Genomic DNA, 26158 nt, shown 5'->3' with positions numbered 1-26158 from the left:
TGCGCATGGACATTGTCACGATCGAGGCAAAGGGTATATCGGTGTCGGTCGATCTTGCGGTTGGCCACCTCTCCGACATGGCGGTCGACATGGACGGCCGCAGGCTGAAACCGCTGCATCGCGCGCCCTGGGTCGAGGAGGCGCGCGAGACGCTGCCGCAAGACCTGCCCGAGGGTACCGTCCACCTTTCCGGCGATTTTCTCTGCGCGCCGTTTTCGCGCAGTGATGTGGAACAAGCACCCTTGCATGGCTGGACGGCGAACAGTCCCTGGGATGTCGTTGCCTCCGGGGCGACGGCCGATGGCTGGCAGGCCACCTTCAGGCTGCGCCGCAAAGTCATGGGCGCTGCGGTCGACAAGATCCTGACCTTGCGCGACGGCCATCCCTTTCTCTACCAGGAGCATACCTTTTCCGGCGGTTCGGGCGCCATTTCCGTCGCCCATCATCCGATGACGGCAATGAAGAATGGCGGCAGGCTCGCCTTCTCGCCGAAGCGGCTTGCCGCGACGCCGGATGATCCGCTGGAGCCCGATCCGGCCCGCGGCCGCTTCCGCCTGGCCTACCCCGCCCGTTCAGCCGACCTGACGCGGTTTCCCGCCGCCGATGGCGGCACGCTCGATCTCGGCGACTACCGCATGGACTTCGAGCGCGAGGACTTTCTCACGCTGGTCGAGGCCGACCATGGCGGGCCGGGCTGGACCGCGCTGACGCGGCATGCCGAGCAGGATCTGGTGCTGGTGCTGAAGAACCCGGCCGAACTGCCGGTCACCATGCTGTGGATCAGCAATGGCGGGCGCGATTACGCGCCGTGGAGCGGCCGCCATCGCGGCGTGCTCGGCATCGAGGATGGGCGCACGGCGCTCGGCCATGCCGCGTCGCTTGGCGACAACTGGCTGAAGCGGGAAGGCGTGGCGACTGCCTTTGCCCTTGCCGAGGGCCGCAGCCTCTCCTTCCGCCATGTCATCGGTGCCTTGCCGCAGTCCCGGGAAGGGTCTCGGAACACAGGCGAGCCGCCGCGCGACATCGCGACTGGACAGGGAAAGATGCGCATCATGGCTGCCGATGGCACGACGCGGGAAATTGCTTTCGACAGCGATTTCCTGCGGATCGGCCGGTCCGCTCCCGCCTGAAGGCGGGCCGATTTGAAATTTCCGCGAATTGTCGCCAAGATGCGGCCGAAATTGTCTCACGGATCCAGGCCAGAACCCCCGATGTCCGAGATCGCCCATCTTGCCGCCACCATCTTCAAGCGCGCTGGCAAGGCGAGCCGCTTCATTGTCGCCATCGCCGGCCCCCCGGGCGCCGGCAAGTCGACATTGTCGGCCAGCCTGCATGATCTGCTGCCCGAGGGCGCCTCGGAAGTCGTGCCGATGGACGGTTTCCACTACGACGACATCGTGCTCGAGCGGCGCGGCCTGCGCGCACGCAAGGGAGCACCTGAAACCTTCGACTTTGCCGGCTTCGAGACGCTGCTGAAACGCATCCGCGCCGGCGAGCCGGATATCGCGATTCCCGTGTTCGATCGCAGTATGGAACTGTCGCGCGCCGCCGCCTCGATCGTCGCCACCGGGACCAAGTTCATCCTGGTCGAAGGCAACTATCTCTTGCTTGACGAAGAACCCTGGTCACGGCTGGCGCCTTTGTTCGACTTCTCGATCTACGTCGATGTGCCGCGCGCCGAGCTCGAACGCCGGCTGCTCGAGCGATGGCACGGTCATGGCCGCTCCGACGAGGATGCCCGCGCCTGGATCGCTTCCAACGACATGCCGAACATCGATCGCGTGGTTGCCCGCCGCCGGCAAGCCGATTTGGTGATCGGCGATCACGCCTGATTCACAGAAGGCTCGGGCCGGAACCTTAAGACTTTCAGGCCGTTATGGTTGACACGGCGATTGTGCCCACGAGGGAACCGTCAGATGGCAACCAAGGCAAGGAAGCCTGCGCCCGCCAAGGGCAAGGTAGTTCAATCCAAATCAGTTCAGTCGAAGACGGGCGCCGGTCCCGCGATCGCCGCCCGCTCCAAGGATGCAAAGCCGGTTTTTGGCAAGGCGGCGCCCAAGAAGGTCATGCCAGCGGCCAAGGCAGCTGCAAAATCCGCCCCGAGACCCGCCAAGCCCAAAAAGCCGTCAACCAGCGGCGGCTCCATTGCGGGCAGCGCCATGCGCACGGTCAAGACGACAGCCAATGTTGCCGCCGGCGCCGTTGTCGCCACCGCCAGGGGCGCAGCCTCCCTGGCCGCTTCCGTCATGGGCAAGGGTGGCTCCAAAACCGGGGCCAAGGCAAAATAGGCGGCTACGGCCGGTTTACTCAGGCCCGCGCCGGGATGGTGAGGCCCCTTTGCACCGCCGGCCGGGCAAGGCCACGCTCCAGCCATGCCGCTACATCGGGAAAATCGTCGAAACCGACGAGTTCGCGCGCCTCATAGAAGCCGACCAGGTTTCGCACCCAGCCGAGCATCGAGATATCGGCGATGGTGTAATCGTCGTCCATGATCCATTTGCGGCCCTTCAGCCTGGTCTCGATCACGCCGATCAGCCGTCGCGATTCATCGCGGTAGCGCTCCAGCGGCCGCTTGTCGGCGATCTCGCGCCCGGCGAATTTGTTGAAAAAGCCGACTTGTCCGAAGATCGGCCCGATCGAGGCCATCTGGAAGAATACCCACTGGATCGTCTCGTAGCGCCGTACCGGGTCGGCGGGGATAAGCTTGCCGGTCTTGTCGGTGAGATAGAGCAGGATGGCGCCGGATTCGAACAGGCCGATCGGCTGGCCGCCGGGTCCGTCCGGATCGATCATCGCCGGTATCTTGCCGTTCGGGTTCAGCGACAGGAATTCCGGCGTCCAGCTTTCATTCTTGCCGATGTCCACAAAATGCGCCTCGTAAGGCAGGCCGAGTTCCTCCAGCGCGATCGAAATCTTGACGCCGTTCGGCGTCGGAGACGAATAGAGCTGGATGCGGTCGGGATGGCGGGCCGGCCAGCGCGTGGCGATCGGAAAGGCGGACAGGTCGGTCATCGGAACTCCTGGGCGGGGATTTGCGCCGGGCGGCACGGTCATGGCGAAGCAGAGCTAATACAGCGCCCGGCGCGATCAATATGCATGCGCACAAAAAGTTCGGCCTGTCGGGATCATGGCACGGTGCTTGCGGTCAGACCGCCTTGAACGCGAGCACCGCATTGGTGCCGCCGAATGCAAAACCGTTGCTGATCGCGGCGCGCACCTTGCGCTCGCGCGCCACATTAGGCGTGATGTCGAGATCGCAATCGGCGTCGGCTTCGCGAAAGTTGGCCGTTGGCGGCACGATACCTTCGCGAATCGCCATGACGCAGGCGATCAGTTCCAGCGCGCCCGACGCGCCAAGACAGTGGGCGTGCATCGATTTGGTCGACGAGATGGAAAGCCTGTGGGCATAGTCGCCAAAGACGCGTTTGATCGCCGCCGTCTCGATCTGGTCGTTGGCTTTGGTGCCGGTGCCATGCGCGTTGAGATAGTCGATATCTTCCGGATTGAGCCCGGCATCGACGAGGCAGAAGCGCATCGCCGCCTCCGGCCCTTCGATGGTCGGCGCGACGATGTCGGACGCATCGCCGGAAAGGCCGGCGCCGGCCACCTCGGCAAGGATTTCGGCGCCACGCGCCATGGCGTGCTCATAGGTTTCCAGCACCGCCATGCCGGCGCCTTCGCCGAGCACCAGGCCCTGGCGATCGGCCGAGAACGGCCGGCACGTATCGGGCGACAGCACCCTCAAAGCCTCCCAGCCCTTCAGGATGCCCCAGACCAGCGGCGCATCGGTGCCGCCGGCAACCATGACGTCGGCGCGGCCGAGCCTGATCTGGTCGACCGCCGAAGCGATGGCGTGATTGGACGAGGAGCAGGCCGAGGTTATGCCGAAGACCGGGCCGCGCAGGCCGAGATTCATGCTGACATGGCCGGCCGCCGCACCGGGCATCACCTTCGGCACGGTGAAGATGCCGGCGCGGCTCTTTCCTTCGAGCAGGATGGCACGATAGCTCTCTTCGATCGCCTCCCAGCCGCAGACGCCGACGCCGACGATGGTGCCCATCCGGAAGGTATTGGTCTCGTGCGGCGCCAATCCGGCTTGCTGCGCGGCTTCCCGCGCGGCGATCGTCGCCAGCAGGCTGAAGCGGTCCATCGACACCAGCTGCTTGCGGTCGATGCCATGCTCGGGCAGCGCCTTGATCTCGCAGCCGACCCTGACCTTGAGGTCATGCAGTTCCGAATTGACGATCGGGCCAATGGCCGAGCGGCCGGCGCGCATTTCGCCCCAGATCGCGGACGCATTGGTGCCGAGCCCGCAAATGCCGCCGATGCCGGTAATGACGACGCGCTTGTGCATTCGGTCAGGCTTTTTTCGCGATCAGCGCGCGAACCGCCTCGACCATGTCGCCCACATTCTTCAGATTGCTCCAGGCATCGACAGTGTTCATCTCGATCTCGATGCCGTACTCCTCCTCGAGATCGAAGATGATCTCGGTCAGCTCCAGCGAATGGATGCCCAGTGCAGTCAACTCGGTATTGGTGGTGATTTCTTCGCCGCTAGGCTCGGCGTGAGCCTTGATCTTCGAGATGATGTCCGTTGCCAGCTGATCAGCCATTCGGTTTCTTCCCCAACCTTGTCGTTTCCCGACGCCGACTGATCAGCGCCCCTTTTGTCCCCGGATTCGGATCGTCGTTGCCTTTTTACCCCATCAGGCGCTGCATGACCGCTCCAAGGTGGCTCCCTCTATAGAAACCGAAACGCTGTCAAGCAACAAGGTTATATATCGACAAAGCCGTGCGAGTGCTTAACGTTGGCTTCGTGGACACGATCGAACATGGCCAGATTTCGGTTCTGCCGAACCAGCGCGTCGCCGGAATGGCGCGGCTTGCCTGCGACAGGAATGGCGGCCGCACGCGCCTGCGGCGCCTCTATCAGGATGGTTCAGCCAAGATCCGCATGCCGGCCGTGTCGGCCGATCCGCTGGAAGCCGTGCTGATCAACACCGCCGGCGGACTGACCGGCGGCGACCGCCTCGGCTGGGAGGTCGATATCGGCGCCGGCGCTTGCGCCACCATAACCACCCAGGCCTGCGAGAAGATCTATCGGGCGGCATCCGGCCGCGCGGAGGTGCGTGTGAAGCTGAGCGTCGGCGAGCATGGCCGCATTGCCTGGCTGCCGCAGGAAACCATCGTCTTTGACCGGTCGGCCTTTGCCCGCCGGCTCGATGTGGAGCTTGCCGCCGGTGCCGAGGCGCTGTTGCTCGAGGCGACCGTCTTCGGCCGCCTCGCCATGGGTGAACGCGCTGCCCAGGGCAGTTTCCATGACCGCTGGCGGGTCAGCCAGGCAGGCGTGCTCGTTCATGCCGAGGATTTCCGCATCGGGCCCGGCATTGCGGCCACCCTTGGCCGTTCCGCGGTGGCCGGCGGCGCCATCGCCATGGCGACGCTGCTGATGGTCTCGCCGCGCGCCGAGGATTTGCTCGACCCGGCCAGGCAGATCATCGGCGGCGAGGGCGATGCCAGTGCCTGGGGCGTGAGGAAATCTGGCAAGCTTCTTGCGAGGCTGTTCGCTACGGACGGTTACCAGCTCCGTAAGCGGCTGGTTCCGCTCGTCGAATTGCTCAACGGACGGGCGGGTCTGCCCAAATTATGGTCACTCTGATTCCGATTATGCCGCTTTTTGTTGATGTCATCCGGGAAAACGCATGAACCTGACGCCGAGGGAAAAGGACAAGCTGCTCATCGCCATGGCGGCCATCGTGGCGCGCAAGCGGCTCGAACGCGGCGTCAAGCTCAACCATCCGGAGGCGATCGCGCTGATCAGCGACTTCGTCGTCGAGGGCGCCCGCGACGGCCGCCCGGTCGCCGAACTGATGGAGGCCGGCGCCCATGTCGTGACCCGCGCGCAGGTGATGGAAGGCATCGCCGAGATGATCCACGACGTTCAGGTCGAGGCGACGTTTCCCGACGGCACCAAGCTGGTGACCGTGCACGAGCCGATAAGGTGAGGGAGGGCTGATAAGGTGAGGAGAGAAAATGCTTGAGCTGCGCCCCAACTGCGAATGCTGCGACAAGGACCTGCCGCCGGAGGCGACGGACGCGCTGATCTGCACCTTCGAATGCACCTTCTGCGCAGAGTGCGTGGAACATGTACTGGGCGGCGTCTGTCCGAACTGCGGCGGTAATTTCGCACCGCGCCCGATCCGCCCGGCAGCGAAGCTGACGAAATATCCCGCCTCGACCAAGCGCGTGCTCAAGGCCGATGGCTGCGGCTCCAGCAAGGCCGCCTGACCGGCATCGTCCCTAAACGGAAGGCTTACAGATGATCCCCGCAACGATGAAACGCACCACCCTCTCGGCGATCCTGCTTCTGGCCGCGGCGATGCCCGCCTATGCCCATGTCGGTATCGGTACGACATCGTCCTTCACATCTGGCTTCAGTCACCCGCTTTCCGGCCTCGACCACATGACGGTGATGATCGCCGTTGGCCTGTGGGCTGCGCTCAAGGGCGGCAAGGCGGTTCTTGCCTGGCCACTGGCCTTCCTCGGCGTCATGCTGGCCGGCGGCGCGCTCGGCATGGCGCATGTGCCGGTGCCCTTCGTCGAGCCGGGCATATTGGCCTCGGTCGTGGCGCTCGGCCTGCTGGTCGCGCTGGCTGTCGATCTCCCTGTCTCTGCCGGCGTCGCCATCATCGGCATGTTCGCGCTGTTCCATGGCCATGCCCATGGCACCGAGGTGCCCGAAAATGCCGGCGGGCTTGACTATATGGCCGGCTTTGCCGTCGCCACGGCAGCGCTCCATGCCGTCGGCATCGCTGCCGGGCTCGGTCTTGGCGCGCGGTTTCGCAGCCTTGCCCGTGTCGCCGGCGGTGCCTGTGCCGCATTCGGCGTCGGCCTGGTCTTTGGCGTTCTGTGAGGCTGGCGATGATCCCGGGCGAAATCATCACAGCAGGCGGCGACATCGAGCTGAACAGGGGGCAGCCGACCGTCACCTTGAAAGTGGCCAACAGCGGCGACCGGCCGATCCAGGTCGGCAGCCACTACCATTTCTTCGAAACCAATGAGGGGCTGAAATTCGATCGCGAGAGGGCGCGGGGCATGCGTCTCGACATCGCCGCCGGCACGGCCATGCGTTTCGAACCGGGGCAGGAGCGCGACGTCACGCTGGTGCCATTCGGCGGTAAGCGCGAGGTCTACGGATTTCAGCAGAAAATCATGGGCGCCCTGTGAGATCGATGGACGGCCTAGTTGGATGGCTTGGCCGCGGCGTAGATGACGATCCTTCCCGGATCGTCGAATTCGACGGCGAGAACGTCTTCGGTCGTCACGCGGCGCGAGTCGATGGCGTTGAACAGCAGCGCATTCGCCTCGATCTCCTTGCGCAATTCCGCAATGTCGTCCTGATGTTGCTCGACCTTGCTCTCGATCGCCGGCGGCGGGCCGCCTTCCGTGCGCGCGGCGTCGGTCAGGAAAACGATATCGACCTTGTCGAGCTTGGATGTCTTGCGGACCGTGCCGATGTTCTCGCGCGTCCGGTCGATCGCGGTAGCGACCTTGCGGGCCTCCACGGCCGTGTTGGTCTCTTCCTGCCCGACCTCGGAGCCGACGATCCGGTCGACGGTATCGGGGCTCTCGAGACTTTGCGCATTGAGCGCGGTGTGGGGAACGCTCGCCGCCAGAAACACCGCCGCGGCAGTCGCATGAAGCCATTTGGCGTCAGGGAAAATGGTTATCGCCATGGCTTGCTCTCAGCCCTCTCGAGACTCGTTTTCACGCCAAAAAGTCGAAACGCATCCTCCCCTGTGAAGGTTCCCTGCTCGACGCGGCAGGCCGACCTTGTGCCGGCCCGCCACGGCCTGTCGTCAACTCGCTTTCTTGGTGATCAGGGTCAGCGCGCCATCGTTGCTCATGCTGGCGGCGATCACCTGCGCCGAGGTCAGCCCCTTGGCTTCAAGCGCGGACTTGACCTGCGGTGTCGCGTCGATCGAGCTGCGCAGTTTCTGCAGACCTTCGTCGCCGCGCTGGGCGATCACCTGGTTGACCTGCGTCTGGGTGGCCGCGGGCAGCTCCTTGATGTCGACGATGTTGACGCTCTGGATCGTTGGCGCGGCCGGCTGAGCTCCAGGCGCCGCCGGAGCGGGTGCTGCGGGCGGCTGAGCCGGCGCGGACTGCGCCGGCTGTTGCTGGGCGTAGGCGGCGCTCGCGAGCATCAGCGTTGCAGCGGCTGCGGGAAGTATCGTTTTGCGCATGGATCTTCCTTTCCATCGATTGGCAAACGGTCGGTTTGGGGCGGCCCAGCCACCTCAAAGGGTAAATGGGATCGCAAGGTGTCGCCGAGCGGGTCATTGCGTGACCATAGGGTGGCGACAATGTGGGCCGGGCTTCGACAAACCACATCTTCCGGCCGCATCTTCGGGCCGTATTTCGGGAGCAATTGCTGATGGCTAGAATCACCCGCGCTGCCTACGCCCAGATGTATGGCCCGACGGTCGGTGATAGAGTTCGGCTTGCCGACACCGAATTGTTCATCGAGGTCGAAAAGGATTTCACCCTGCATGGCGAGGAGGTGAAATTCGGCGGCGGCAAGGTGATTCGCGACGGCATGGGCCAGAGCCAGGTGTCGCGCGCGCAAGGCGCGGTCGACACCGTCATCACCAACGCCCTGATCGTCGACGCCGTGGCCGGCATCGTCAAGGCCGATATCGGCCTCAGGGATGGCCGCATCGCCGCGATAGGCAAGGCCGGCAATCCGGATACGCAGTCGGGCGTCACCATCGTCATCGGCCCCGGCACGGAGATCATCGCCGGCGAGGGCAAGATCCTGACCGCCGGCGGCTTCGACGCGCATATCCATTTCATCTGCCCGCAGCAGATCGAGGAAGCGCTGATGTCCGGCATCACCACCATGCTCGGCGGCGGCACCGGCCCGGCGCATGGCACGCTGGCCACCACCTGCACGCCGGGGCCGTGGCACATGGCGCGCATGATTCAGTCCTTCGACGCCTTCCCGATGAATATCGGCCTGTCGGGCAAGGGCAACGCCTCGCTGCCGGCGGCCCTCGAGGAGATGGTGCTCGCCGGCGCCTGCTCGCTGAAGCTGCACGAGGATTGGGGCACGACGCCGGCGGCCATCGACTGCTGCCTGTCGGTCGCCGACGATTATGACGTTCAGGTGATGATCCACACCGACACGCTGAACGAATCGGGTTTTGTCGAAAACACCGTCGCGGCGATCAAGGGCCGCACCATCCATGCCTTCCACACCGAAGGCGCCGGCGGTGGCCACGCGCCTGACATCATCAAGGTTTGCGGCCTGCCCAACGTCATCCCGTCCTCGACCAATCCGACGCGGCCCTACACGGTCAACACGCTGGCCGAGCATCTCGATATGCTGATGGTCTGCCATCATCTGTCGCCGTCGATCCCCGAGGACATCGCCTTTGCCGAAAGCCGCATCCGCAAGGAGACCATCGCGGCGGAAGACATCCTGCACGACCTCGGCGCCTTCTCGATCATCTCGTCGGACAGCCAAGCCATGGGCCGCGTCGGCGAGGTGGCGATCCGCTGCTGGCAGACCGCCGACAAGATGAAGCGCCAGCGTGGTTCGCTGCCGCAGGAGACCGGTGACAACGACAATTTCCGCGTCCGCCGCTACATCGCCAAATACACCATCAATCCGGCCATCGCGCACGGCCTGTCGAAGGAGATCGGCTCGGTGGCGGTGGGAAAACGCGCCGACCTCGTGCTGTGGAACCCGGCGTTCTTTGGCGTCAAGCCGGAGATGGTGCTGGTCGGCGGCTCGATCGCCGCCGCTCCGATGGGCGATCCCAATGCTTCGATCCCGACGCCGCAGCCGATGCATTACCGGCCGATGTTCGGCGCCTATGGCAAGGCGCTTACCAATTCGTCGGTAACCTTCGTCTCCAAGGCTGCTTTCGACTCAGGACTGCAAGGCCGGCTCGGCGTCGACAAGGCCATGGTCGCGGTCGAAAACACCCGTGGCGGCATCGGCAAGCATTCGATGGTGCTCAACGACGCCACACCGCATGTCGAGGTCGACCCCGAAACCTACGAGGTCCGGGCCGACGGCGAGCTGCTCACCTGCGAGCCGGCCACGGTGCTGCCGATGGCGCAAAGGTACTTTCTGTTTTAGCGCGATGGCGCTAGAACGCCTGATGCAGAACAGGCCGCGATAAATCCATGGAACAGCAGCTCGTTTCTGCCCATGACGTCTTCCCACATATCCGCATCGTCATGGGCATGGTGATCGGTCTCGGCGTGACGCGCCTTCTGTCGGGGCTGGCCCGCATCGTCCAGCACCCTGCCCAGTACAAGCTCTATCCCGTGCATCTGGCCTGGGTCGGCTCCATGCTGTTGTTGCTGGTGCATTTCTGGTGGTGGGAATTCGACCTCTTCGCCATTCAGACCTGGACATTTGGCAAATACCTGTTCCTCATCTTCTACGCCGTCATCCTGTTCATGCTGTGCGCGCTGCTGTTCCCGGATTCCATGCTCGACTACACCAGCTACGAGGATTTCTTCTATTCGCGCCGCGCCTGGTTCTTCGGCCTGCTGGCCACGACCTATCTGCTCGACGTGATCGACACGCTGCTGAAAGGGCCGGAGCATTTCGCCCATTTCGGTATCGAATATCTGATCCGAACGCCGGTTTTCGTCGTGCTCTGCATTGTCGCGATCCTGGTGCGCGACCGCCGCTTTCATATCGCCTTTGTCGCCGGCACGCTGATCTACCAGATATCGTTCATCCTGCGGCTCTTCGACACGATCGCTTGAGCCCCGTTGGGCCGACGGGCAGGATGGTCTAGGTTCTCACGGAAGGCAGATTTACATGAAGCTCGACATCCGCACCGACTTCACCAAATTCCCGCGCGCCATCTCCGTGCTGGCCGCCAGCGAGGCCGGAACGACCGCACCCTATGATCGTGTCGTGCTTGCCCATGACGAGCGGCATCTGCGCCGCCGCGCCATCGAGACGTCAGGCGGCGACAAGGTGCTGGTCGACCTGCCCGAGCCGGTTGCCTTGGGCGACCGCGATCGGCTGGTGCTCGAGGATGGCCGCCATGTCGAGATCATCGCCGCCGAGGAACCACTCTACGACATCCGCGCCTTGAGCGCTGCCCATCTCACCGAGCTCGCCTGGCATATCGGCAACCGTCACCTTGCAGCAAACATCGGGACGAGCCGCATCCTCATCCTGCGCGACCATGTCATCAAGGCGATGCTGGAAGGGCTGGGCGCCACGGTCACCGATGTCCTGGAACCGTTCGTGCCGGTGCGCGGCGCCTATTCCGGCCATGGTCATGCCCATGCCGAGGCGCACAGCCATGCCGAAGCGCGTTCGCATGCCGATGGCCAGTCGCATTCTCATTCGCACAGCCATTCGCATGACCATCACCATGACTGACCAGCCTTCGGGCATCGCCCTGTTGCGGCTGATGGCGTGGCTGTCGCCGGCTTTTCCGGTTGGCGGCTTTTCCTACAGCCATGGCCTCGAACGCACGGTGCATGACGGGTTGGTGGCCGACCGCCAGGACCTTGCCGCGTGGCTGGAGACGCTGGTCGAGATGGGCTCGGGCTGGAACGACGCGGTGCTGTTCGCCGAAAGCTGGCGGCGCGCCCGCGAGGGCGGCGATCTCGACGGGATCGCCGCACTTGCCGAGGCCCTGGCCGGCTCGCGTGAGCGCCACACCGAGACAATGCTGCAAGGCGCGGCTTTCCTGAAGGCGGCCTCGGCCTGGCCGTGCCACGTGCTGGAACGTCTGCCGGCCGAATGCCCCTATTGCGTCGCTGTCGGCGCGGTGGCCGGCGGCAACGGCATCGCCTTGCCAGACGCGCTGTCGGCCTTCCTGCAGGCCTTCTTCTCCAATCTCGTCCAGGCCGCGATCAGGCTCGGCGTCGTCGGCCAGACGGAAGCCATGGCGCTGCTCGCCGGCTTCGAGCCGCTGGCGTTGGAAACGGCATCCCGCGCCACCAATTCGACGCTTGACGATCTCGGCGGCTGCGCCTTTGTCTCCGACATCATGGCGATGAAGCACGAAACCCAGTATTCCCGGCTGTTTCGTTCATGATCGTGCTTGCCTTCATTCTTTCCTTCGTCCTGCTGCTGATCACCACGCTTCATGTCTACTGGGGCATTGGCGGCATCTGGCCGGGCAGGGATGCTGCCTCCTGCGCCCACGCCGTGGTCGGCTTTCGCGGCGTCGACGAGATGCCGGCGCCCTTCGCCTGCTTTGCCGTCGCCGCTTGCCTCGGCCTGGCGACGCTATGGCCGATGGCGCTGGAGGGTGTTTTCGCCACACCCTTTCCCAAGGCCGGGCTTGCCGCCGCATCGCTGCTCATTGCACTGGTTTTCCTCGGCCGTGGCGTTGCCGGCTTCACGCCCTGGTGGCGGCGGCTGGCGTCCGAACAGCCTTTCGCGCGGCTTGATGTCAGCTATTATTCGCCGCTCTGCCTGTTGATCGGGGCAGGCTTCGCCATCCTTGCCATCACGAGGTTTTCCGCATGACACAGACCAATGGTCCTCTTCGCATCGGCATCGGCGGCCCCGTCGGCTCCGGCAAGACGACGCTCACCGAAAAGCTCTGCAAGGCACTGCGCGACGAGTTCTCCATCGCCGTCGTCACCAACGACATCTACACCAGGGAGGACGCCATGATGCTGGCGCGCCTCCAGGCGCTGCCGGAGGACCGTATCGTCGGTGTCGAGACCGGCGGCTGCCCGCACACCGCCATCCGCGAAGATGCCTCGATCAATCTGCAGGCGATCGCCGAGATGAACAAAAAATTCCCGGATCTCGACATCGTCTTCATCGAATCCGGAGGCGACAACCTTGCAGCCACCTTCTCGCCCGATCTCGCCGATCTGACGCTTTATGTCATCTCGGTCTGCCAGGGCGAGGAGATCCCGCGCAAGGGCGGCCCGGCGATCACGCGCTCCGACTTCCTGGTCATCAACAAGAGCGATCTCGCGCCCTATGTGAACGTCAATCTCGATGTCATGGAGGCCGATGCGGCCCGCATGCGCGGCAAGCGGCCGTTCGGCTTTACCGACCTGTCGCGCGGCAAGGGCTTGCAGGAGGTGATCGATTTCATCGCCGAACAGGGCGGGCTGCGGGTCGGCGCCGCCACAAGCACCGCCGCGTAAGCTAACGACGCTCGCCTGCACCAAACGAAACCGGTTGCGCGCGTCGTCAGTGCGCGGCATCCTTCATTCTTTGACGGAGGTTTTCAATGAGCATCGCCCGCCTGCAGAAGGAACCGCTGACCAATCTGCCCTTCTATGAGGAGCGCGTTGATCTTGCTTGCGCCTTCCGCTGGACGGCGCGGCTCAACATGCATGAGGCGGTGGCTAATCATTTCTCGCTGGCCGTCAACGAAGACGGCTCGCAATTCCTGATGAATCCCAACCAGGTGCATTTCTCGCGCATCAAGGCGAGCGACCTGCTTTTGATCGACGCCAACGATCCCGACACGCTCTCCGGCCCCAATGCGCCCGACCCGACGGCATGGGGCCTGCACGGCGCCATCCATCGCAATGTGCGCCATGCGCGCTGCGTCATGCATGTGCACTCGATCCACGCCACCGTGCTCGCCTCGCTGGCCGACTCGACCTTGCCGCCAATCGACCAGAACTCGGCGATCTTCTTCAACCGCCATGTCGTCGACGGCCATTATGGCGGGCTGGCGTTCGAGGAGGAGGGCGAACGCTGCTCGCAGCTTCTCGTCGATCCGAAGGTCAAGGTGATGGTCATGGGCAATCACGGCGTGCTGGTCATCGGCGACAGCGTCGCCGACACTTTCAACCGCATGTTCTATTTCGAGCGCGCCGCCGAGACCTACATCAAGGCGCTGTGGACCGGCCGGCCGCTGCGCGTGCTTTCCGACGAGATCGCCGAAAAAGCGGCGCGCGAGCAGGAAGACTATCCCGGCCAGGCCGAAAGGCATCTTTCGGAGCTGAAAGCGATTCTCGACGAGCAGGAGCCGGTCTACCGGAACTGACTATTTAAGCCCCAGTTCGGCCCGTAATTCCTCGGCGCTGTTGATGACGATGGCGCCGGGCGGTCCTTCCATCGGCGCCTCCGGCCAGAACATCGTCTTCATCCCTGCCGCCAGCCCGGCCATAGCGCCTGTGCGGCTGTCGTCGACCGCAATCGCTTGCGTGGGATCGACGCCGGCCAGCCAGGCGGCGCGCAGGAACGGCTCGGGATGCGGCTTGCCCTCGCGCACATCGTTGCGGCTGATGGTTTTCATGCCGGGATAGGAAAGGCCGACCGCCCGCAGATTGGCGTCGACGATAAGCCGGTCGGAATTGGACACCACCGCCTGTTCCACGCCAAGCGCGCGCAGTTCGTTGAAGATCTCGATGGCGCCCGGACGCGGCACCAGCGTCTCGGCCATCGGCAGGTAGTGATCGTATTTGCGCACGATCCAGGCGTCGAAAGGCAGGTCGAGACCGAACTCCTCGCGCAGCATCTCATAGACCGGCCATGCGGCGACACCGAGCACCCGCTGATGCAGGTTGCTTGGAGGCGGGATGCCGACACTGTGCAGCGCCGCCACCAAGGCCGCCTCGTGCAGCGGCTCGCTGTCGACCAGCGTTCCGTCCATGTCCCAGAAAACCGCTTTCGGTGTCATGCGAGAATCCTCTTTCGATCCCCTTAACGGGTTTGCACCGGGAGATAAACCGTCGAGCCCGTCGATCCGCGATGTAGATGGGGCGATTGCATCGTTGGAACCAGCCCTAACGGTGCAAGCAATTGCTCTGGCGATAGACAATTGCGCACGGGGCAATTCCCTGCAAGACTATGGCATCCGTCCTGTGATGGGTGGAGGCGGGAGGACTGAAATTGAATTCGCGGCAGGAAGGCAGCAGCAGGCTGGACGACGCGGCGCGCGCCGGCTGGCTCTACTATGTTGCCGGCAACACGCAGGACCAGATCGCCGCCACGCTCGGCATTTCCAGGCAGACCGCGCAACGGCTGGTGTCGCTGGCGGTGTCGGAAGGGTTGATCAAGGTGCGTGTCGATCATCCGATCGCCAATTGCCTCGACCTCGCGGCACGGCTGAAATCGCGCTTCGCGCTCGACCTGGTCGAAGTGGTGCCGAGCGATCCCGCTTCGTCCTCCACCATCATCGGCATCGCCGAGGCGGCGGCGGCCGAGATCGAGCGGCGGCTGAGGTCACCGGAGCCGATCGTCATGGCCATCGGCACCGGCCGCACGCTGAAGGCGGCGATCGAGCAGCTACCGCCAATGGAATGCCCGCAGCACAAGGTGGTGTCGCTGACCGGCAACATCTCGCCCGACGGTTCGGCCGCTTTCTACAATGTCATCTTCACCATGGCCGACCGGGTCAAGGCGCGCTCCTTCCCGATGCCGCTGCCGGTCATCGCCTCTTCGCCGGAGGAACGCGAGATGCTGCTCAACCAGCCGATGATCCAGCCGACGTTGGCGCTTGCGGCGGAGGCCGACGTCACCTTCGTCGGCATTGGCGATCTCGGCCCCAGGGCGCCGCTTTACGAGGACGGCTTCATTTCCGAAAGCGAGCTGAAAGCGCTGCAAAAGGCAGGCGGTGTCGCCGAAATCGTCGGCTGGGTGTTCGACCGCGAAGGCCGGATGATCGAGGGCATCACCAATGAACGGGTGTCGTCGGCGGCATTGCCGTCGCGTGAAAAGTCGCTGGTGATCGCGCTCGCCATGGGCGAGCGCAAACTGCCGGGCATCCTTGCGGCGGTGAACCGGCGGCTGGTCAACGGCCTCATCACCGATGAGAAAACCGCAGCCGCGCTGCTGGCAGGCTGATTGGGGATAAATCCAGCAAGGCTACTGGCGCGGGCCGTATGGGTCGTTGCCGTCGAGAAAACCCATGTCGCGTTGCAAATGCGGCGGCAATTCCCTGATGTCGAGATAGGCCCGTTTCCGCGCCACGTGCCGAGCAAATCCGCGCACCAACCGCGAAAACCAGCCGTGGCCTGGAGCGAGAAGCAGTTTTTCCTGGACCGTGGTCATGATCGTCAGCCTTCGCTATGAGGGATCGTCGACCACGAATATCGGCCTGGCGGCGCCTTGCCGCCAATCAAACGTCGATTACGGCCCATAAGGAGTCCTTATGCCCGAGCTCAGTTCACGGCAGATATCACAGCTCCCGCCGCTCGCCGCGATCCGGGTGTTCGAGGCGGTGGCGCGGCATCTGTCCTTCACCAAGGCAGCCGAGGAGCTCGGCATGACGCAGGCGGCGGCAAGCTACCAGATCAAGCTCCTGGAAGAGCGTGTCGGCGCGCCTTTGTTCCTGCGCCGCCCCAAGCAGATCGTATTGACCGAGGCGGGGCAACGCCTGGCGCCGGCGGTCAGCGAGGCATTCGCTCTGCTGAGCGGCGCCTATGCCGCCGCGCGCAGCGGCGCCGACGGCGTGCTGTGCGTTTCGACGCTGCTGACCTTTGCCTCTAACTGGCTGGCCCGGCATCTTGGCTCGTTCCAGGTCGCGCATCCGTCGCTGGCGGTGCGTCTCGATACCTCGAACCGCCTTGTCGATTTCGCCCGCGAGGACATCGATATCGCCATCCGCTCCGGAGGCGGCGCCTGGCCGGGCGTCGAGGTGCACAAGCTTTTCAATGCGGATTTCACGCCGGTTCTGAGCCCGGCGCTGGCGGCCAGCATCGGCGGCGTCAAGGAGCCGGCCGACCTGTTGCGCCTGCCGATCCTCGACCCCGGCGACATCTGGTGGCGGGACTGGTTTGTCGCCGCCGGCCTGCCGGTCGAGGAACTGGCAAAGCGCCCCGGCACCAGCATGGGAGCGCAGGCCTATGAGGCGAACGCCGCCATCGCCGGCCAGGGCGTGGCGATTGTGACCAGGGCGCTGTTCAAGGCCGAGCTTGCCGATGGCCGCCTGATCCAGCCTTTCGACCTGGTCGGCGACGATGGCCACTCTTATTGGCTGGTCTATCCCCAGGCGCGGCGCAACGTACCGAAGATCCGGGCCTTCCGCGACTGGATCCTGGCCGAGATCGCCCGGCAACAGGCAGGCTAGAGCCGGATGATTTCAGGGCAAGTCGACCTGAAGTCTGAATCCGGGTCTAAATCAAAGAGATAGAGCATGATGCCGTCCGAAAACCGCTTCACGCTTTTCGGCATCATCCTCAAGGCCAGACGATCGCCGAAGTCCGACCTTTCGCGGCCGGCACAGCTTCCGATAGCCCCAAAACGTCAGGCGCGAGCTGCCGTCGCCTCTTCGTGCTGCGCTGCAGCAACGAATCCGGCTTGACATAATTAACGGAGAGTGAGTAATTGCCCAAAGCCAAGGCAAATGCTCATCTTGGTTTATGGGAGGAATTGATGAAACTTCGCACGCTCACCCTGGGCCTGTTGTCGGCCAGCGCCCTTGCATTCGCCGCGCATGCCGAATCCATCACCATCGCCACGGTCAACAATGGCGACATGGTCCGCATGCAGAAGCTGACCGACGACTTCACCAAGGCGAATCCCGACATTCAGCTCAACTGGGTCACGCTTGAGGAAAACGTCTTGCGCGAGCGCGTCACCACCGACATCGCCACCAAGGGCGGTCAGTATGACGTGATGACCATCGGCACCTACGAAGTGCCGATCTGGGCCAAGCAGAGCTGGCTGTTGGCGCTCGACAAGCTCGGCGACGACTATGACGCCAAGGACATCATCCCGGCCATTGCCGGCGGCCTTTCGGTCGACGGCAAACTCTATGCCGCGCCTTTTTACGGCGAAAGCTCCTTCGTCATGTACCGCAAGGACCTGATGGAGAAGGCCGGGCTGACCATGCCCGACGCGCCGACCTGGGACTTCATCAAGCAGGCCGCCGACAAGATGACCGACCGCGCCAATGGCGTGAACGGCGTCTGCCTGCGCGGCAAGGCCGGCTGGGGCGAGAACATGGCCTTCCTGACCGCCATGTCGAACTCCTTCGGCGCTCGCTGGTTCGACGAGAACTGGAAGCCGCAGTTCGACCAGCCGGAATGGAAGAACACGCTTCAGTTCTATGTCGACCTGATGAAGGCCGACGGCCCCGAGGGCGCCTCGTCCAACGGCTTCAACGAGAACCTGGCGCTGTTCCAGCAAGGCAAATGCGGCATGTGGATCGATGCCACGGTCGCCGCCTCCTTCGTCTCCGACCCGAAGAACTCGACGGTCGCCGACAAGGTCGGTTATGCGCTGGCGCCCGACAATGGGCTCGGCAAGCGCGGCAACTGGCTGTGGGCCTGGTCACTGGCCATCCCCGCCGGCACGCAGAAGGCTGAAGCGGCGGAGAAGTTCGTCGCCTGGGCAACGAGCAAGCACTATGCCGAACTCGTCGCTTCGAAGGAAGGCTGGGCCAATGCCCCGCCCGGAACGCGCTCCTCGCTCTACGCCAATCCCGAGTACCAGAAGGCAGCGCCCTTCGCCAAGATGACGCTGGACTCCATCAATGCCGCCGATCCGACGCACCCGACTGTCAAGCCGGTGCCCTATGTCGGCGTCCAGTTCGTCGCCATCCCCGAATTCCAGGGACTTGGCACCACTGTCGGCCAGCTCTTCTCGGCGGCACTCGCCGGCCAGTCGAGCGTCGACGATGCGTTGAAGCAGGCTCAGGACGCCGCCACCGCGACGATGACCGAGGGCGGTTATATCCAGTAAGGCTCCTCCCGGTGCCGAGCAGGTAGCGCATCGCGACCGGCTCCACCGTGACCAGCAGGGCGGCCGCCCGAGTCCCAGTTCGGGCGGCCACCTTCCCACTTGAAAAATTGTGGCTGACCTTTGAAGGGTGACCGTCATGGCTACTCAGCAGACCCGTTCGCTTGCCCGCTTCATGATGGCGCCATCCGTGGTGCTGCTGTTCGTCTGGATGATTGTGCCGCTGGTCATCACCATTTGGTTCTCCTTCCAGCAATACAATCCGCTGAACCCGATCCGCGACGGCTTCATCGGCTTTTCCAACTACGCGCTGTTCTATTCCAACCCGGCCTTCCTGCAGTCGATCATCAACACGCTTGTCCTCGTGGGCAGCGTTCTGTTGATCACGGTGATCGGCGGCATCGCGCTCGCGCTGCTGATCGACCAGCCGATGTGGGGACAAGGCATCGTCCGCATCCTCGTCATCTCGCCGTTCTTCGTCATGCCGCCGGTCGCGGCCCTGGTATGGAAGAACATGATCATGCATCCGCAATACGGCGTCTTTGCCGACATTGCGCGCTTCTTCGGCGGGCAGCCGATCGACTGGTTCGGGCAATATCCGCTGACCGCCATCATCATCATCGTCGCCTGGCAGTGGCTGCCATTTGCGACGCTGATCCTGCTGACCTCCCTTCAATCACTTGATGGCGAGCAGAAGGAAGCCGCCGAGATGGACGGCGCCGGCTTCGTCAGCCGCTTCATCTACCTGACGCTGCCGCACATGTCGCGCGCCATCACGGTGGTGATCCTGATCCAGACGATCTTCCTGCTGTCGGTCTATGCCGAAATCCTCGTCACCACCAATGGCGGCCCGGGCTACGCTTCCACCAACCTGCCCTTCCTCGTCTACCAGAAGGCGCTGCTCGAGTTCAAAATCGGCCAGGCATCTGCCGGCGGCGTGATCGCCGTCATTCTCGCCAACATCGTTGCCTTCTTCGCCATGCGCGCCGTCGGCAAGAACCTGGACAAATAGGGAGGATAAGATGGCACGTGCAGTCACCACCCAGCACAAGACGATCGCGACCGCGGCCGCCTGGATCGTCGCCCTGCTGATCTTCTTCCCGATCCTCTATACGGTCATCACTTCGTTCAAGTCGGAACAGGAGGCGATCCAGGGCTTCAACCTGTTCCCGTCGGGGACCACGGAAAGCTATTCCGAGGTCCAGGCGCAGAGCGGCTATTTCAAGTTCTTCCTCAACTCGGTGCTGTTGTCGGTCGGCTCGACCATCCTGGCTTTGCTTGTCGCCATACCGGCGGCATGGTCGATGGCCTTCTCGCCGACCAAGCGCACCAAGGACATATTGATGTGGATGCTGTCCACCAAGATGATGCCGGCGGTCGCCGTGCTGTTCCCGATCTACCTGATCTTCCGCGATACCGGATTGCTCGACAGCCGCATCGGCCTGATGATCATGCTGATGCTGATCAACCTGCCGATCGTGGTGTGGATGCTCTACACCTACTTCCGCGAAATCCCGGGCGAGATCCTGGAGGCAGCGCGCATGGACGGCGCCTCGCTGTGGAACGAGATCGTCTATGTGCTGACGCCGATGGCGGTGCCCGGCATCGCCTCGACGATGCTCCTCAACATCATCCTGGCCTGGAACGAGGCGTTCTGGACCATCCGGCTGACCACCACCGAAGCCGCACCGCTCACCGCCTTCATCAGCTCCTTCTCCAGCCCGCAAGGCCTGTTCTGGGCGAAGCTGTCGGCGGCCTCGACGCTGGCGATCGCGCCGATCCTGATCATGGGCTGGTTCAGCCAGAAGCAGCTGGTGCGCGGCTTGACATTTGGTGCCGTGAAATAGGGACGTTGCCCGAAGCATCTGGCGAAAAATAATCTCGGGAGGAAACCATGGGAAACATCACGCTCAAGAACGTCTCAAAGTCCTTCGGCTCGACGGTCATCATCCCGGGCATCGATCTGGTGATCGAGAATGGCGAGTTCGTCGTCTTCGTCGGGCCGTCGGGCTGTGGCAAGTCCACGCTGCTCAGGCTGATCGCCGGGCTCGAAGACACCAGCGGCGGCACCATCAACATCGACGGCCGTGACGTGACCGGCGAAGCGCCGGCCAAGCGCAAGCTCGCCATGGTGTTCCAGTCCTATGCGCTCTACCCGCATATGACGGTGGCCAAGAACATCGCCTTCCCGCTGAAGATGGCCGGCGAGGACCAGGCGACGATCGACAGGAAGGTGAAGGACGCCGCGCGTGTGCTGAACCTCACCAACTATCTCGAGCGTCGTCCCGGCCAGCTTTCCGGTGGCCAGCGCCAGCGCGTCGCCATCGGCCGCGCCATCGTACGCCAGCCTTCGGCCTTCCTGTTCGACGAGCCGCTTTCCAACCTCGACGCGGCTTTGCGGGGCACCATGCGCCTCGAGATCAGCGAATTGCATCATCAGCTCAAGACGACGATGATCTACGTCACCCACGATCAGGTCGAGGCGATGACCATGGCCGACAAGATCGTCGTGCTCAACGCCGGCAACATCGAGCAGGTCGGCTCGCCGATGGAGCTTTACAAGACGCCGCGCAATCTGTTTGTCGCCGGCTTCATAGGCTCACCCAAGATGAACCTGATCGAAGGTGCGCCGGCGGCCAAATATGGCGCCAAGACCGTCGGCATCAGGCCCGAGCACATGAACATCTCGACGGCGTCGGGCGACTGGAAAGCCACGGTCGGCGTAGCCGAGCACCTCGGTTCCGACACCTTCCTGCACGTGCAGGCAGACGGTGTCGGGCCGCTGACGGTGCGTGCCGACGGCGAACTGGCCGTCCATCACGGCGACACGATCTATCTGACACCCGACAAAGCGAAGTTGCACCGCTTCGGTGCCGACGGAAAGGCGCTGGCACAGTGAGACTGAAGGGCAAATCGGCGCTGATCACTGGGTCGGCGCGCGGCATCGGCAAGGCTTTCGCCGAAGCCTATGTTCGCGAAGGCGCCACGGTGGCAATTGCCGACATCAACCTCGAAGCGGCGGAAAAGACCGCGTCCGAGATCGGCAAAAATGCCTATGCGCTCAGGCTCGACGTCGCCGACCTGTCCTCGATCGAGGCGGCGGTCGAGGCGGTCGAGGCGAGGACCGGCGGGTTGGACATACTGATCAATAACGCCGCGCTTTTCGACCTGGCGCCGATCGTCGAGATCACCAAGGCGAGCTACGAAAAGCTGTTTTCCGTCAATGTCGCCGGCACGCTGTTCATGCTGCAGGCAGCGAGCCGTGCAATGATCGCCAGGGGCAAGGGCGGCAAGATCATCAACATGGCGAGCCAGGCCGGCCGGCGTGGCGAGCCGCTGGTCGCTGTCTATTGCGCCACCAAGGCCGCCGTCATTTCGCTCACCCAGTCAGCCGGGCTCGCCCTGATCAAGCACCGCATCAATGTCAATGGCATCGCGCCCGGCGTCGTCGACAGCGACATGTGGGACGAGGTCGATGCGCTGTTCGCCAAATACGAGAACCGGCCGAAGGGCGAGAAGCGGAGGCTGGTGGGCGAAGGCGTGCCTTACGGCCGCATGGGTAAGCCGGAAGACCTGACAGGCATGGCCGTGTTCCTGGCCAGCGACGAGGCCGACTACATCGTTGCCCAGACCTACAATGTCGACGGCGGCCAGTGGATGAGTTGAGGGGGTGAGGGCGCTCTTCTCTTCGTCCCTCCACGGGGAGAAGAGTAGTCCCGCCAAAGGGTAAAAGCAGATGACCGTAAAGCTCTCTTCGTCAAGCCTCGCCAATCTACCTGCCAAGGTTGCTGGCCCGAAATACGATCGCGCTGCGCTGAAGGCCGGTATCGTGCATTTCGGCGTCGGCAATTTCCATCGCTCGCATCAGGCCGTCTATCTCGACGATCTGTTCAATTCGGGTGCCGGCCATGACTGGGCGGTTGTCGGCGCCGGCGTATTCGCCGGCGAGAAGGTCGGCCGCAGCAAGCTTGAAGAGCAGGATTGGCTGACCACTGTCGTCGAGCAGGACTCAGGCCATATGAGCGCCCGCGTCACCGGCGTCATGATCGACTTCCTGATGCCGGGCGATGCCGAGGCGATCATCGAGCAGCTTGCCGATCCGGCAATCAGGATCGTCTCGCTGACCATCACCGAGGGCGGTTATTTCATCGACCCGGCGTCGGGCCTGTTCAATCCCTCCCATCCCGACATCGTCGCCGATGCCCAACCGGGCGCTGTACCGAAGACGGTCTTCGGCATCATCCTTGCCGGCCTGCTGCGCCGCCGCGATGACGGCATCGTGCCGTTCACGGTCATGTCCTGCGACAACATCCCTCACAATGGCCACGTCACCTCCGATGGCGTTATCGGCCTCGCCCGCTTGATCGACGAGGATCTCGCCGACTGGATCGGCCAGAACGTCGCCTTCCCGAATGGCATGGTCGACCGCATCACCCCGGCCACCACCGATCGGGAGCGCGGCATATTGGCCAACGAGTTCGGCCTTGAGGACAACTGGCCGGTGTTCTGCGAGCCGTTCCGGCAATGGGTGCTGGAGGATCATTTCACCGACGGCAGGCCACCGCTGGAAAAGGTCGGCGTGCAGTTCGTCAGGGATGTCGCGCCCTATGAGCTGATGAAGATCCGCATCCTCAATGGCGGCCATGCCACCATTGCCTATCCGGCTGGGCTGATGGACATCCATTTCGTCCATGAGGCGATGCAGGAGCCGCTGGTGCGCGACTTTCTTGCCAAGCTGGAGCACGATGAGATCATCCCGACGGTGCCGCCGGTGCCGGACACGAAGCTGGAAGACTATTACCAGCTGATCGAGAGCCGCTTCTCCAACCCGAAGATCGGCGACACCATCCGCAGGCTTTGTCTCGACGGCTCCAACCGCCAGCCGAAATTCATCATTCCCACCATCGCCGACCGGCTGAAGGCGGGAAAGAGTATCACCGGCCTCGCGCTGGAATCGGCTCTCTGGTGCCGTTATTGCTTCGGCACGACCGATAGCGGCGCTGTCATCGAGCCCAACGATCCGAGCTGGGACCGGCTGCAGACGACCGCAAAGGCGGCAAAGGATGCGCCGGCCGCCTGGCTTGCCATGGAGGACATCTATGGCGATGTCGGCCGCTCGGCGACATTCGCCGAGGCCTTCGCGCGTGCGCTCAAGCTGCTCTGGGCGAATGGCGCGCGCGCGACGCTGACGCAGTACCTCGCCGGCAAGCTCTGAGATCGGCCACTGCTATGACGCCCGAGCTGGTCATTTTCGACTGTGACGGCGTGCTGGTCGACAGCGAGGCGCTGTCGGTCGCCGCACTGCTCGGCATGATCGCGCTCGCCGGCGGTACGGTCGGCGAGGATGCGGCCTACGAGCATTTCCTCGGCAGGAGCATGAAGAGCGTCCGCGAAATCCTCGGCCGCGACTTCGGGCTCGACATCACCGACGGGCATCTCACTGCGATGCGCGTCGAGCTGATGCGCAAATTTCGCGAGGAGCTGAAGCCGATGCCTGGCATCACGGAAGTGTTGCCCAGGCTCGGCGTGCCATATTGCGTCGCCTCGTCCGGTACGCTCGATCGCATCCGCTATGCGCTCGACGTCACCGGGCTGCTCGGGCTCATGGAGCCGCATCTGTTCAGCGCCACCATGGTTGCTCGCGGCAAACCCGCGCCCGACCTCTTCCTCCACGCCGCAGCCAGCATGCGGGCACATCCGAGCAAATGCCTCGTCGTCGAGGACAGTCCGGCCGGCATCGCGGCGGCGCGGGAGGCGGGCATGCGCGTGGCTGCGTTCACCGGCGGCTCGCATGCCGGCAACCCGGCCTTGAAAGCGCGGCTTGCGTCGAGTGAGCCGGACTTTATATTCGCTGACATGCTGCAATTGCCCGATCTGATTGCAGGCCTGGGAGCGAGAGTAAAAGCATCTTGACCAACAGTTTCGTTTGCGCGGTCGACGTCGGCACCGGGAGCGCCCGTGCGGGCATTCTCGACACCAAAGGCACCTTGCTCGGCCGCGCGGAGCATCCGATCGCCATGAATCGGCCCAAGGCCGATCACGCCGAGCACAATTCCGAGGACATCTGGTCGGCGGTCTGTATTGCCGTGCGCGCCGCGCGCGAAAAATCGGGCGCGACGGCGAACGACATCGTCGGCATCTCCTTCGACGCCACCTGCTCGCTGGTGGTGCGCGACAGGGATGGCGGCCAGCTCAGTGTGTCCGTCACCGGCGAAAGGCGCTGGGACACTATCGTCTGGCTCGATCACCGCGCCATTGCCGAGGCCGACGAATGCACCGAAAGCGGCCATGCCGTGCTCGACTATATCGGCGGCGTCATGTCGCCGGAGATGGCGACGCCGAAACTGATGTGGCTGAAGCGTAACCTGCCCGGCACATGGAATGAAGCCGGCTACCTTTTTGACCTCACCGATTTCCTTACCTGGAAGTCGACGGGATCGCTGGCGCGCTCGCAATGCACGCTGACCGCCAAATGGACCTACCTGGCGCATGAGGAAACCGGCTGGCGGCGCGACTTCTTCGAGACGGTGGGGCTCGCGGATCTCTTCCAGCACGGCAATCTGCCGGAGAAGGCAAGCCCGGTAGGGACCGATATAGGCGCTCTCTCCGCCGAAGCGGCGGCGGAGCTTGGCCTAACCGAAAAGTGCCGGGTGGGAGCCGGCGTCATCGACGCCTATGCCGGCGCGCTCGGCGTGCTCGGCGGCTTCGCCGGTGATGACAAGAATATCGGCCGGCACCTGGCGTTGATCGCCGGCACATCGTCTTGCGTCATGGCGATGTCGCCCGACCCGCAGCCTTTCGCCGGCGTCTGGGGCCCGTATTATGGCGCGGCGCTTCCCGGCCTCTGGCTGTCGGAAGGCGGCCAGTCGGCTACCGGCGCGCTGCTCGACCATATCATCCGCTGGCACGGCGCCGGCGGCGAGCCGGACGCCGCCATGCATGCCAGGATCGCCCGGCGTGTCGCCGAACTGCGCGCCGCCGACGGCGAAAACCTGGCGGCAAGGCTGCATGTGCTGCCCGATTTCCACGGCAACCGCTCGCCGCTCGCCGACCCGCATGCGGTCGGCGTCATCAGCGGGCTGACGCTCGATTCCTCCTTCGACAGCCTGTGCAAGCTCTATTGGCGCACCGCCGTCGGCATCGCGCTCGGCGTGCGCCATGTGCTGGAGGCGCTGAACGAGAACGGCTATCTGATCGACACGCTGCATGTCACCGGCGGCCACACCAAGAACCCGCTGCTGATGGAGCTTTATGCCGACGCCACCGGCTGCACGGTGGTCGAGCCGCTCGCCGACGAGGCGGTGCTGCTCGGCACCGGCATGGTGGCTGCCACCGCCGCCGGGCTTTTTCCCGATCTGAATGCGGCTTGCGTCGCCATGCAGCAGGGCGGCAAGAAGCGGCTGTCGAATTCGGCAGCCAGCGGCCGGTTCGATCGAGACTACCGCGTGTTCCTCGAGATGCATCGGCAGAGGCAGGCGCTGGACGAAATCAGGTAGTTTCGCC

General features: G+C 63.9%; 32 protein-coding genes. 25 read left to right on the top strand and 7 right to left on the bottom strand.

The genetic code is table 11. The features are described from left to right. Positions 1–5 precede the first annotated feature (5 nt). The 3 genes from AC0L2H_RS05955 (at position 6) to AC0L2H_RS05945 (ending at position 2288) form a co-directional block, all read left to right on the top strand. Positions 6–1130, top strand: a complete 1125-nt coding sequence (locus AC0L2H_RS05955; RefSeq protein WP_473589328.1) for a hypothetical protein — start codon at positions 6–8, stop codon at positions 1128–1130. An 81-nt stretch (positions 1131–1211) separates the two neighbouring features. Beyond that, positions 1212–1832 (top strand): nucleoside/nucleotide kinase family protein, encoded by a 621-nt coding sequence (locus tag AC0L2H_RS05950; protein WP_473589327.1) that lies wholly within the window; start codon positions 1212–1214, stop codon positions 1830–1832. Between the two features lie 84 nt (positions 1833–1916). Next, positions 1917–2288, top strand: coding sequence for a hypothetical protein (locus AC0L2H_RS05945; RefSeq protein WP_107648844.1), 372 nt, complete (start codon positions 1917–1919; stop codon positions 2286–2288). 19 nt (positions 2289–2307) lie between these two features. On the opposite strand, the gene AC0L2H_RS05940 is transcribed toward AC0L2H_RS05945, so the two are convergent. The 3 genes from AC0L2H_RS05940 to AC0L2H_RS05930 form a co-directional block, all read right to left on the bottom strand. Continuing rightward, the gene (locus tag AC0L2H_RS05940; protein WP_473589326.1) at positions 2308–3012 is read right to left on the bottom strand and encodes a glutathione S-transferase family protein; all 705 of its coding nucleotides are present in this window, start codon (positions 3010–3012) and stop codon (positions 2308–2310) included. A 133-nt stretch (positions 3013–3145) separates the two neighbouring features. After that, the gene (locus AC0L2H_RS05935; protein WP_473589325.1) at positions 3146–4354 is read right to left on the bottom strand and encodes a beta-ketoacyl-[acyl-carrier-protein] synthase family protein; all 1209 of its coding nucleotides are present in this window, start codon (positions 4352–4354) and stop codon (positions 3146–3148) included. Between the two features lie 4 nt (positions 4355–4358). Beyond that, positions 4359–4613, bottom strand: a complete 255-nt coding sequence (locus tag AC0L2H_RS05930) for an acyl carrier protein (RefSeq protein ID WP_097571760.1) — start codon at positions 4611–4613, stop codon at positions 4359–4361. Between the two features lie 260 nt (positions 4614–4873). On the opposite strand from AC0L2H_RS05930, the gene AC0L2H_RS05925 reads away from it, so the two are divergent. Genes AC0L2H_RS05925 through AC0L2H_RS05905 form a run of 5 tightly spaced genes read left to right on the top strand, consistent with a single transcriptional unit; the run spans position 4874 to position 7227 of the window. Continuing rightward, positions 4874–5659, top strand: coding sequence for an urease accessory protein UreD (locus tag AC0L2H_RS05925; protein ID WP_473589475.1), 786 nt, complete (start codon positions 4874–4876; stop codon positions 5657–5659). 43 nt (positions 5660–5702) lie between these two features. After that, a complete protein-coding gene (locus AC0L2H_RS05920; protein WP_006325996.1) occupies positions 5703–6005 on the top strand; it encodes an urease subunit gamma in 303 nt (100 codons plus the stop codon). 28 nt (positions 6006–6033) lie between these two features. Further along, on the top strand, positions 6034–6288 hold the full coding sequence (locus AC0L2H_RS05915) for a DUF1272 domain-containing protein (protein WP_107648848.1): 255 nt from the start codon (positions 6034–6036) through the stop codon (positions 6286–6288). A gap of 31 nt (positions 6289–6319) precedes the next feature. Continuing rightward, the gene (locus AC0L2H_RS05910) at positions 6320–6913 is read left to right on the top strand and encodes a HupE/UreJ family protein (protein ID WP_473589324.1); all 594 of its coding nucleotides are present in this window, start codon (positions 6320–6322) and stop codon (positions 6911–6913) included. A gap of 8 nt (positions 6914–6921) precedes the next feature. Next, on the top strand, positions 6922–7227 hold the full coding sequence (locus tag AC0L2H_RS05905) for an urease subunit beta (protein WP_473589323.1): 306 nt from the start codon (positions 6922–6924) through the stop codon (positions 7225–7227). Positions 7228–7241: 14 nt separating this feature from the next. On the opposite strand, the gene AC0L2H_RS05900 is transcribed toward AC0L2H_RS05905, so the two are convergent. Both AC0L2H_RS05900 and AC0L2H_RS05895 read right to left on the bottom strand, forming a co-directional pair. Then, the gene (locus tag AC0L2H_RS05900; RefSeq protein WP_473589322.1) at positions 7242–7736 is read right to left on the bottom strand and encodes a hypothetical protein; all 495 of its coding nucleotides are present in this window, start codon (positions 7734–7736) and stop codon (positions 7242–7244) included. A 123-nt stretch (positions 7737–7859) separates the two neighbouring features. Further along, positions 7860–8246 carry a hypothetical protein gene (locus tag AC0L2H_RS05895; protein WP_473589321.1) on the bottom strand — a complete coding sequence of 129 codons (387 nt, stop codon included), beginning with the start codon at positions 8244–8246 and terminating at the stop codon, positions 7860–7862. Positions 8247–8437: 191 nt separating this feature from the next. Here AC0L2H_RS05895 and ureC point away from each other — a divergent pair, with 191 nt between their 5' ends. The 7 genes from ureC to AC0L2H_RS05860 all read left to right on the top strand — a co-directional run bounded on the left by ureC (position 8438) and on the right by AC0L2H_RS05860 (position 14015). Continuing rightward, positions 8438–10150, top strand: a complete 1713-nt coding sequence (gene ureC / locus AC0L2H_RS05890; protein WP_473589320.1) for an urease subunit alpha — start codon at positions 8438–8440, stop codon at positions 10148–10150. A 47-nt stretch (positions 10151–10197) separates the two neighbouring features. After that, a complete protein-coding gene (locus AC0L2H_RS05885; protein ID WP_473589319.1) occupies positions 10198–10791 on the top strand; it encodes a hypothetical protein in 594 nt (197 codons plus the stop codon). A 55-nt stretch (positions 10792–10846) separates the two neighbouring features. Beyond that, positions 10847–11422 (top strand): urease accessory protein UreE, encoded by a 576-nt coding sequence (locus tag AC0L2H_RS05880; RefSeq protein WP_473589318.1) that lies wholly within the window; start codon positions 10847–10849, stop codon positions 11420–11422. Beyond that, positions 11415–12086 carry an urease accessory protein UreF gene (locus AC0L2H_RS05875; protein ID WP_473589317.1) on the top strand — a complete coding sequence of 224 codons (672 nt, stop codon included), beginning with the start codon at positions 11415–11417 and terminating at the stop codon, positions 12084–12086. The genes AC0L2H_RS05880 and AC0L2H_RS05875 overlap by 8 nt, the downstream gene beginning before the upstream one ends. Next, positions 12083–12523, top strand: coding sequence for a DUF3995 domain-containing protein (locus tag AC0L2H_RS05870; RefSeq protein WP_473589316.1), 441 nt, complete (start codon positions 12083–12085; stop codon positions 12521–12523). Before AC0L2H_RS05875 ends, AC0L2H_RS05870 begins: the two co-directional genes overlap by 4 nt. After that, on the top strand, positions 12520–13161 hold the full coding sequence (ureG, locus tag AC0L2H_RS05865) for an urease accessory protein UreG (RefSeq protein ID WP_473589315.1): 642 nt from the start codon (positions 12520–12522) through the stop codon (positions 13159–13161). Before AC0L2H_RS05870 ends, ureG begins: the two co-directional genes overlap by 4 nt. A gap of 86 nt (positions 13162–13247) precedes the next feature. Then, on the top strand, positions 13248–14015 hold the full coding sequence (locus tag AC0L2H_RS05860; protein ID WP_473589314.1) for a class II aldolase and adducin N-terminal domain-containing protein: 768 nt from the start codon (positions 13248–13250) through the stop codon (positions 14013–14015). Here the strand turns inward: AC0L2H_RS05860 and AC0L2H_RS05855 are convergent, their stop codons facing one another. Beyond that, positions 14016–14651, bottom strand: a complete 636-nt coding sequence (locus tag AC0L2H_RS05855; RefSeq protein ID WP_473589313.1) for an HAD family hydrolase — start codon at positions 14649–14651, stop codon at positions 14016–14018. It abuts the gene before it with no gap. Between the two features lie 212 nt (positions 14652–14863). Between AC0L2H_RS05855 and AC0L2H_RS05850 the strand changes: the two genes are divergently transcribed. Beyond that, a complete protein-coding gene (locus tag AC0L2H_RS05850; protein ID WP_473589312.1) occupies positions 14864–15817 on the top strand; it encodes a sugar-binding transcriptional regulator in 954 nt (317 codons plus the stop codon). A gap of 21 nt (positions 15818–15838) precedes the next feature. Here the strand turns inward: AC0L2H_RS05850 and AC0L2H_RS05845 are convergent, their stop codons facing one another. Further along, complete coding sequence (locus AC0L2H_RS05845; protein ID WP_473589311.1) at positions 15839–16024, bottom strand: hypothetical protein; 186 nt, start codon at positions 16022–16024, stop codon at positions 15839–15841. 100 nt (positions 16025–16124) lie between these two features. Here AC0L2H_RS05845 and gcvA point away from each other — a divergent pair, with 100 nt between their 5' ends. From gcvA to AC0L2H_RS05800, 9 genes are all read left to right on the top strand, one after another. Beyond that, positions 16125–17042: a transcriptional regulator GcvA gene (gene gcvA, locus AC0L2H_RS05840; protein WP_473589310.1), complete on the top strand. Its 918-nt coding sequence runs from the start codon at positions 16125–16127 to the stop codon at positions 17040–17042. Between the two features lie 305 nt (positions 17043–17347). Continuing rightward, positions 17348–18658, top strand: coding sequence for an ABC transporter substrate-binding protein (locus AC0L2H_RS05835; protein ID WP_107648866.1), 1311 nt, complete (start codon positions 17348–17350; stop codon positions 18656–18658). Positions 18659–18794: 136 nt separating this feature from the next. Continuing rightward, a complete protein-coding gene (locus tag AC0L2H_RS05830) occupies positions 18795–19667 on the top strand; it encodes a carbohydrate ABC transporter permease (RefSeq protein ID WP_473589309.1) in 873 nt (290 codons plus the stop codon). A 10-nt stretch (positions 19668–19677) separates the two neighbouring features. Next, a complete protein-coding gene (locus AC0L2H_RS05825; protein WP_107648868.1) occupies positions 19678–20502 on the top strand; it encodes a carbohydrate ABC transporter permease in 825 nt (274 codons plus the stop codon). A gap of 47 nt (positions 20503–20549) precedes the next feature. Further along, positions 20550–21554, top strand: a complete 1005-nt coding sequence (locus AC0L2H_RS05820) for an ABC transporter ATP-binding protein (RefSeq protein WP_473589308.1) — start codon at positions 20550–20552, stop codon at positions 21552–21554. Continuing rightward, the gene (locus AC0L2H_RS05815; RefSeq protein WP_473589307.1) at positions 21551–22321 is read left to right on the top strand and encodes an L-iditol 2-dehydrogenase; all 771 of its coding nucleotides are present in this window, start codon (positions 21551–21553) and stop codon (positions 22319–22321) included. Before AC0L2H_RS05820 ends, AC0L2H_RS05815 begins: the two co-directional genes overlap by 4 nt. 70 nt (positions 22322–22391) lie before the next feature. Beyond that, complete coding sequence (locus tag AC0L2H_RS05810) at positions 22392–23870, top strand: mannitol dehydrogenase family protein (protein ID WP_473589306.1); 1479 nt, start codon at positions 22392–22394, stop codon at positions 23868–23870. A gap of 14 nt (positions 23871–23884) precedes the next feature. After that, entirely contained in the window at positions 23885–24568 is a 684-nt protein-coding gene (locus AC0L2H_RS05805; protein ID WP_473589305.1) for an HAD family hydrolase, read from the top strand. Then, positions 24565–26151: an FGGY-family carbohydrate kinase gene (locus tag AC0L2H_RS05800; protein WP_473589304.1), complete on the top strand. Its 1587-nt coding sequence runs from the start codon at positions 24565–24567 to the stop codon at positions 26149–26151. Before AC0L2H_RS05805 ends, AC0L2H_RS05800 begins: the two co-directional genes overlap by 4 nt. Positions 26152–26158 lie beyond the last annotated feature (7 nt).

This window comes from Mesorhizobium sp. WSM4871 (assembly GCF_055811295.1).
This window is presented reverse-complemented; position numbering and strand designations above follow the sequence as displayed.

Coding starts and splice junctions, on each gene's coding strand:
- AC0L2H_RS05880 (WP_473589318.1), top strand. CDS start 10,847: ATGAAGCTCGACATCCGCACCGACTTCACCAAATTCCCGCGCGCCATC.
- AC0L2H_RS05930 (WP_097571760.1), bottom strand. CDS start 4,613: ATGGCTGATCAGCTGGCAACGGACATCATCTCGAAGATCAAGGCTCAC.
- AC0L2H_RS05915 (WP_107648848.1), top strand. CDS start 6,034: ATGCTTGAGCTGCGCCCCAACTGCGAATGCTGCGACAAGGACCTGCCG.
- AC0L2H_RS05920 (WP_006325996.1), top strand. CDS start 5,703: ATGAACCTGACGCCGAGGGAAAAGGACAAGCTGCTCATCGCCATGGCG.
- AC0L2H_RS05925 (WP_473589475.1), top strand. CDS start 4,874: ATGGCGCGGCTTGCCTGCGACAGGAATGGCGGCCGCACGCGCCTGCGG.
- AC0L2H_RS05905 (WP_473589323.1), top strand. CDS start 6,922: ATGATCCCGGGCGAAATCATCACAGCAGGCGGCGACATCGAGCTGAAC.
- AC0L2H_RS05870 (WP_473589316.1), top strand. CDS start 12,083: ATGATCGTGCTTGCCTTCATTCTTTCCTTCGTCCTGCTGCTGATCACC.
- AC0L2H_RS05910 (WP_473589324.1), top strand. CDS start 6,320: ATGATCCCCGCAACGATGAAACGCACCACCCTCTCGGCGATCCTGCTT.
- AC0L2H_RS05855 (WP_473589313.1), bottom strand. CDS start 14,651: ATGACACCGAAAGCGGTTTTCTGGGACATGGACGGAACGCTGGTCGAC.
- ureC (WP_473589320.1), top strand. CDS start 8,438: ATGGCTAGAATCACCCGCGCTGCCTACGCCCAGATGTATGGCCCGACG.
- AC0L2H_RS05830 (WP_473589309.1), top strand. CDS start 18,795: ATGGCTACTCAGCAGACCCGTTCGCTTGCCCGCTTCATGATGGCGCCA.
- AC0L2H_RS05825 (WP_107648868.1), top strand. CDS start 19,678: ATGGCACGTGCAGTCACCACCCAGCACAAGACGATCGCGACCGCGGCC.
- AC0L2H_RS05885 (WP_473589319.1), top strand. CDS start 10,198: ATGGAACAGCAGCTCGTTTCTGCCCATGACGTCTTCCCACATATCCGC.
- AC0L2H_RS05810 (WP_473589306.1), top strand. CDS start 22,392: ATGACCGTAAAGCTCTCTTCGTCAAGCCTCGCCAATCTACCTGCCAAG.
- AC0L2H_RS05955 (WP_473589328.1), top strand. CDS start 6: ATGGACATTGTCACGATCGAGGCAAAGGGTATATCGGTGTCGGTCGAT.
- AC0L2H_RS05845 (WP_473589311.1), bottom strand. CDS start 16,024: ATGACCACGGTCCAGGAAAAACTGCTTCTCGCTCCAGGCCACGGCTGG.
- AC0L2H_RS05875 (WP_473589317.1), top strand. CDS start 11,415: ATGACTGACCAGCCTTCGGGCATCGCCCTGTTGCGGCTGATGGCGTGG.
- AC0L2H_RS05935 (WP_473589325.1), bottom strand. CDS start 4,354: ATGCACAAGCGCGTCGTCATTACCGGCATCGGCGGCATTTGCGGGCTC.
- AC0L2H_RS05940 (WP_473589326.1), bottom strand. CDS start 3,012: ATGACCGACCTGTCCGCCTTTCCGATCGCCACGCGCTGGCCGGCCCGC.
- gcvA (WP_473589310.1), top strand. CDS start 16,125: ATGCCCGAGCTCAGTTCACGGCAGATATCACAGCTCCCGCCGCTCGCC.
- AC0L2H_RS05820 (WP_473589308.1), top strand. CDS start 20,550: ATGGGAAACATCACGCTCAAGAACGTCTCAAAGTCCTTCGGCTCGACG.
- AC0L2H_RS05950 (WP_473589327.1), top strand. CDS start 1,212: ATGTCCGAGATCGCCCATCTTGCCGCCACCATCTTCAAGCGCGCTGGC.
- AC0L2H_RS05945 (WP_107648844.1), top strand. CDS start 1,917: ATGGCAACCAAGGCAAGGAAGCCTGCGCCCGCCAAGGGCAAGGTAGTT.
- ureG (WP_473589315.1), top strand. CDS start 12,520: ATGACACAGACCAATGGTCCTCTTCGCATCGGCATCGGCGGCCCCGTC.
- AC0L2H_RS05835 (WP_107648866.1), top strand. CDS start 17,348: ATGAAACTTCGCACGCTCACCCTGGGCCTGTTGTCGGCCAGCGCCCTT.
- AC0L2H_RS05895 (WP_473589321.1), bottom strand. CDS start 8,246: ATGCGCAAAACGATACTTCCCGCAGCCGCTGCAACGCTGATGCTCGCG.
- AC0L2H_RS05860 (WP_473589314.1), top strand. CDS start 13,248: ATGAGCATCGCCCGCCTGCAGAAGGAACCGCTGACCAATCTGCCCTTC.
- AC0L2H_RS05805 (WP_473589305.1), top strand. CDS start 23,885: ATGACGCCCGAGCTGGTCATTTTCGACTGTGACGGCGTGCTGGTCGAC.
- AC0L2H_RS05900 (WP_473589322.1), bottom strand. CDS start 7,736: ATGGCGATAACCATTTTCCCTGACGCCAAATGGCTTCATGCGACTGCC.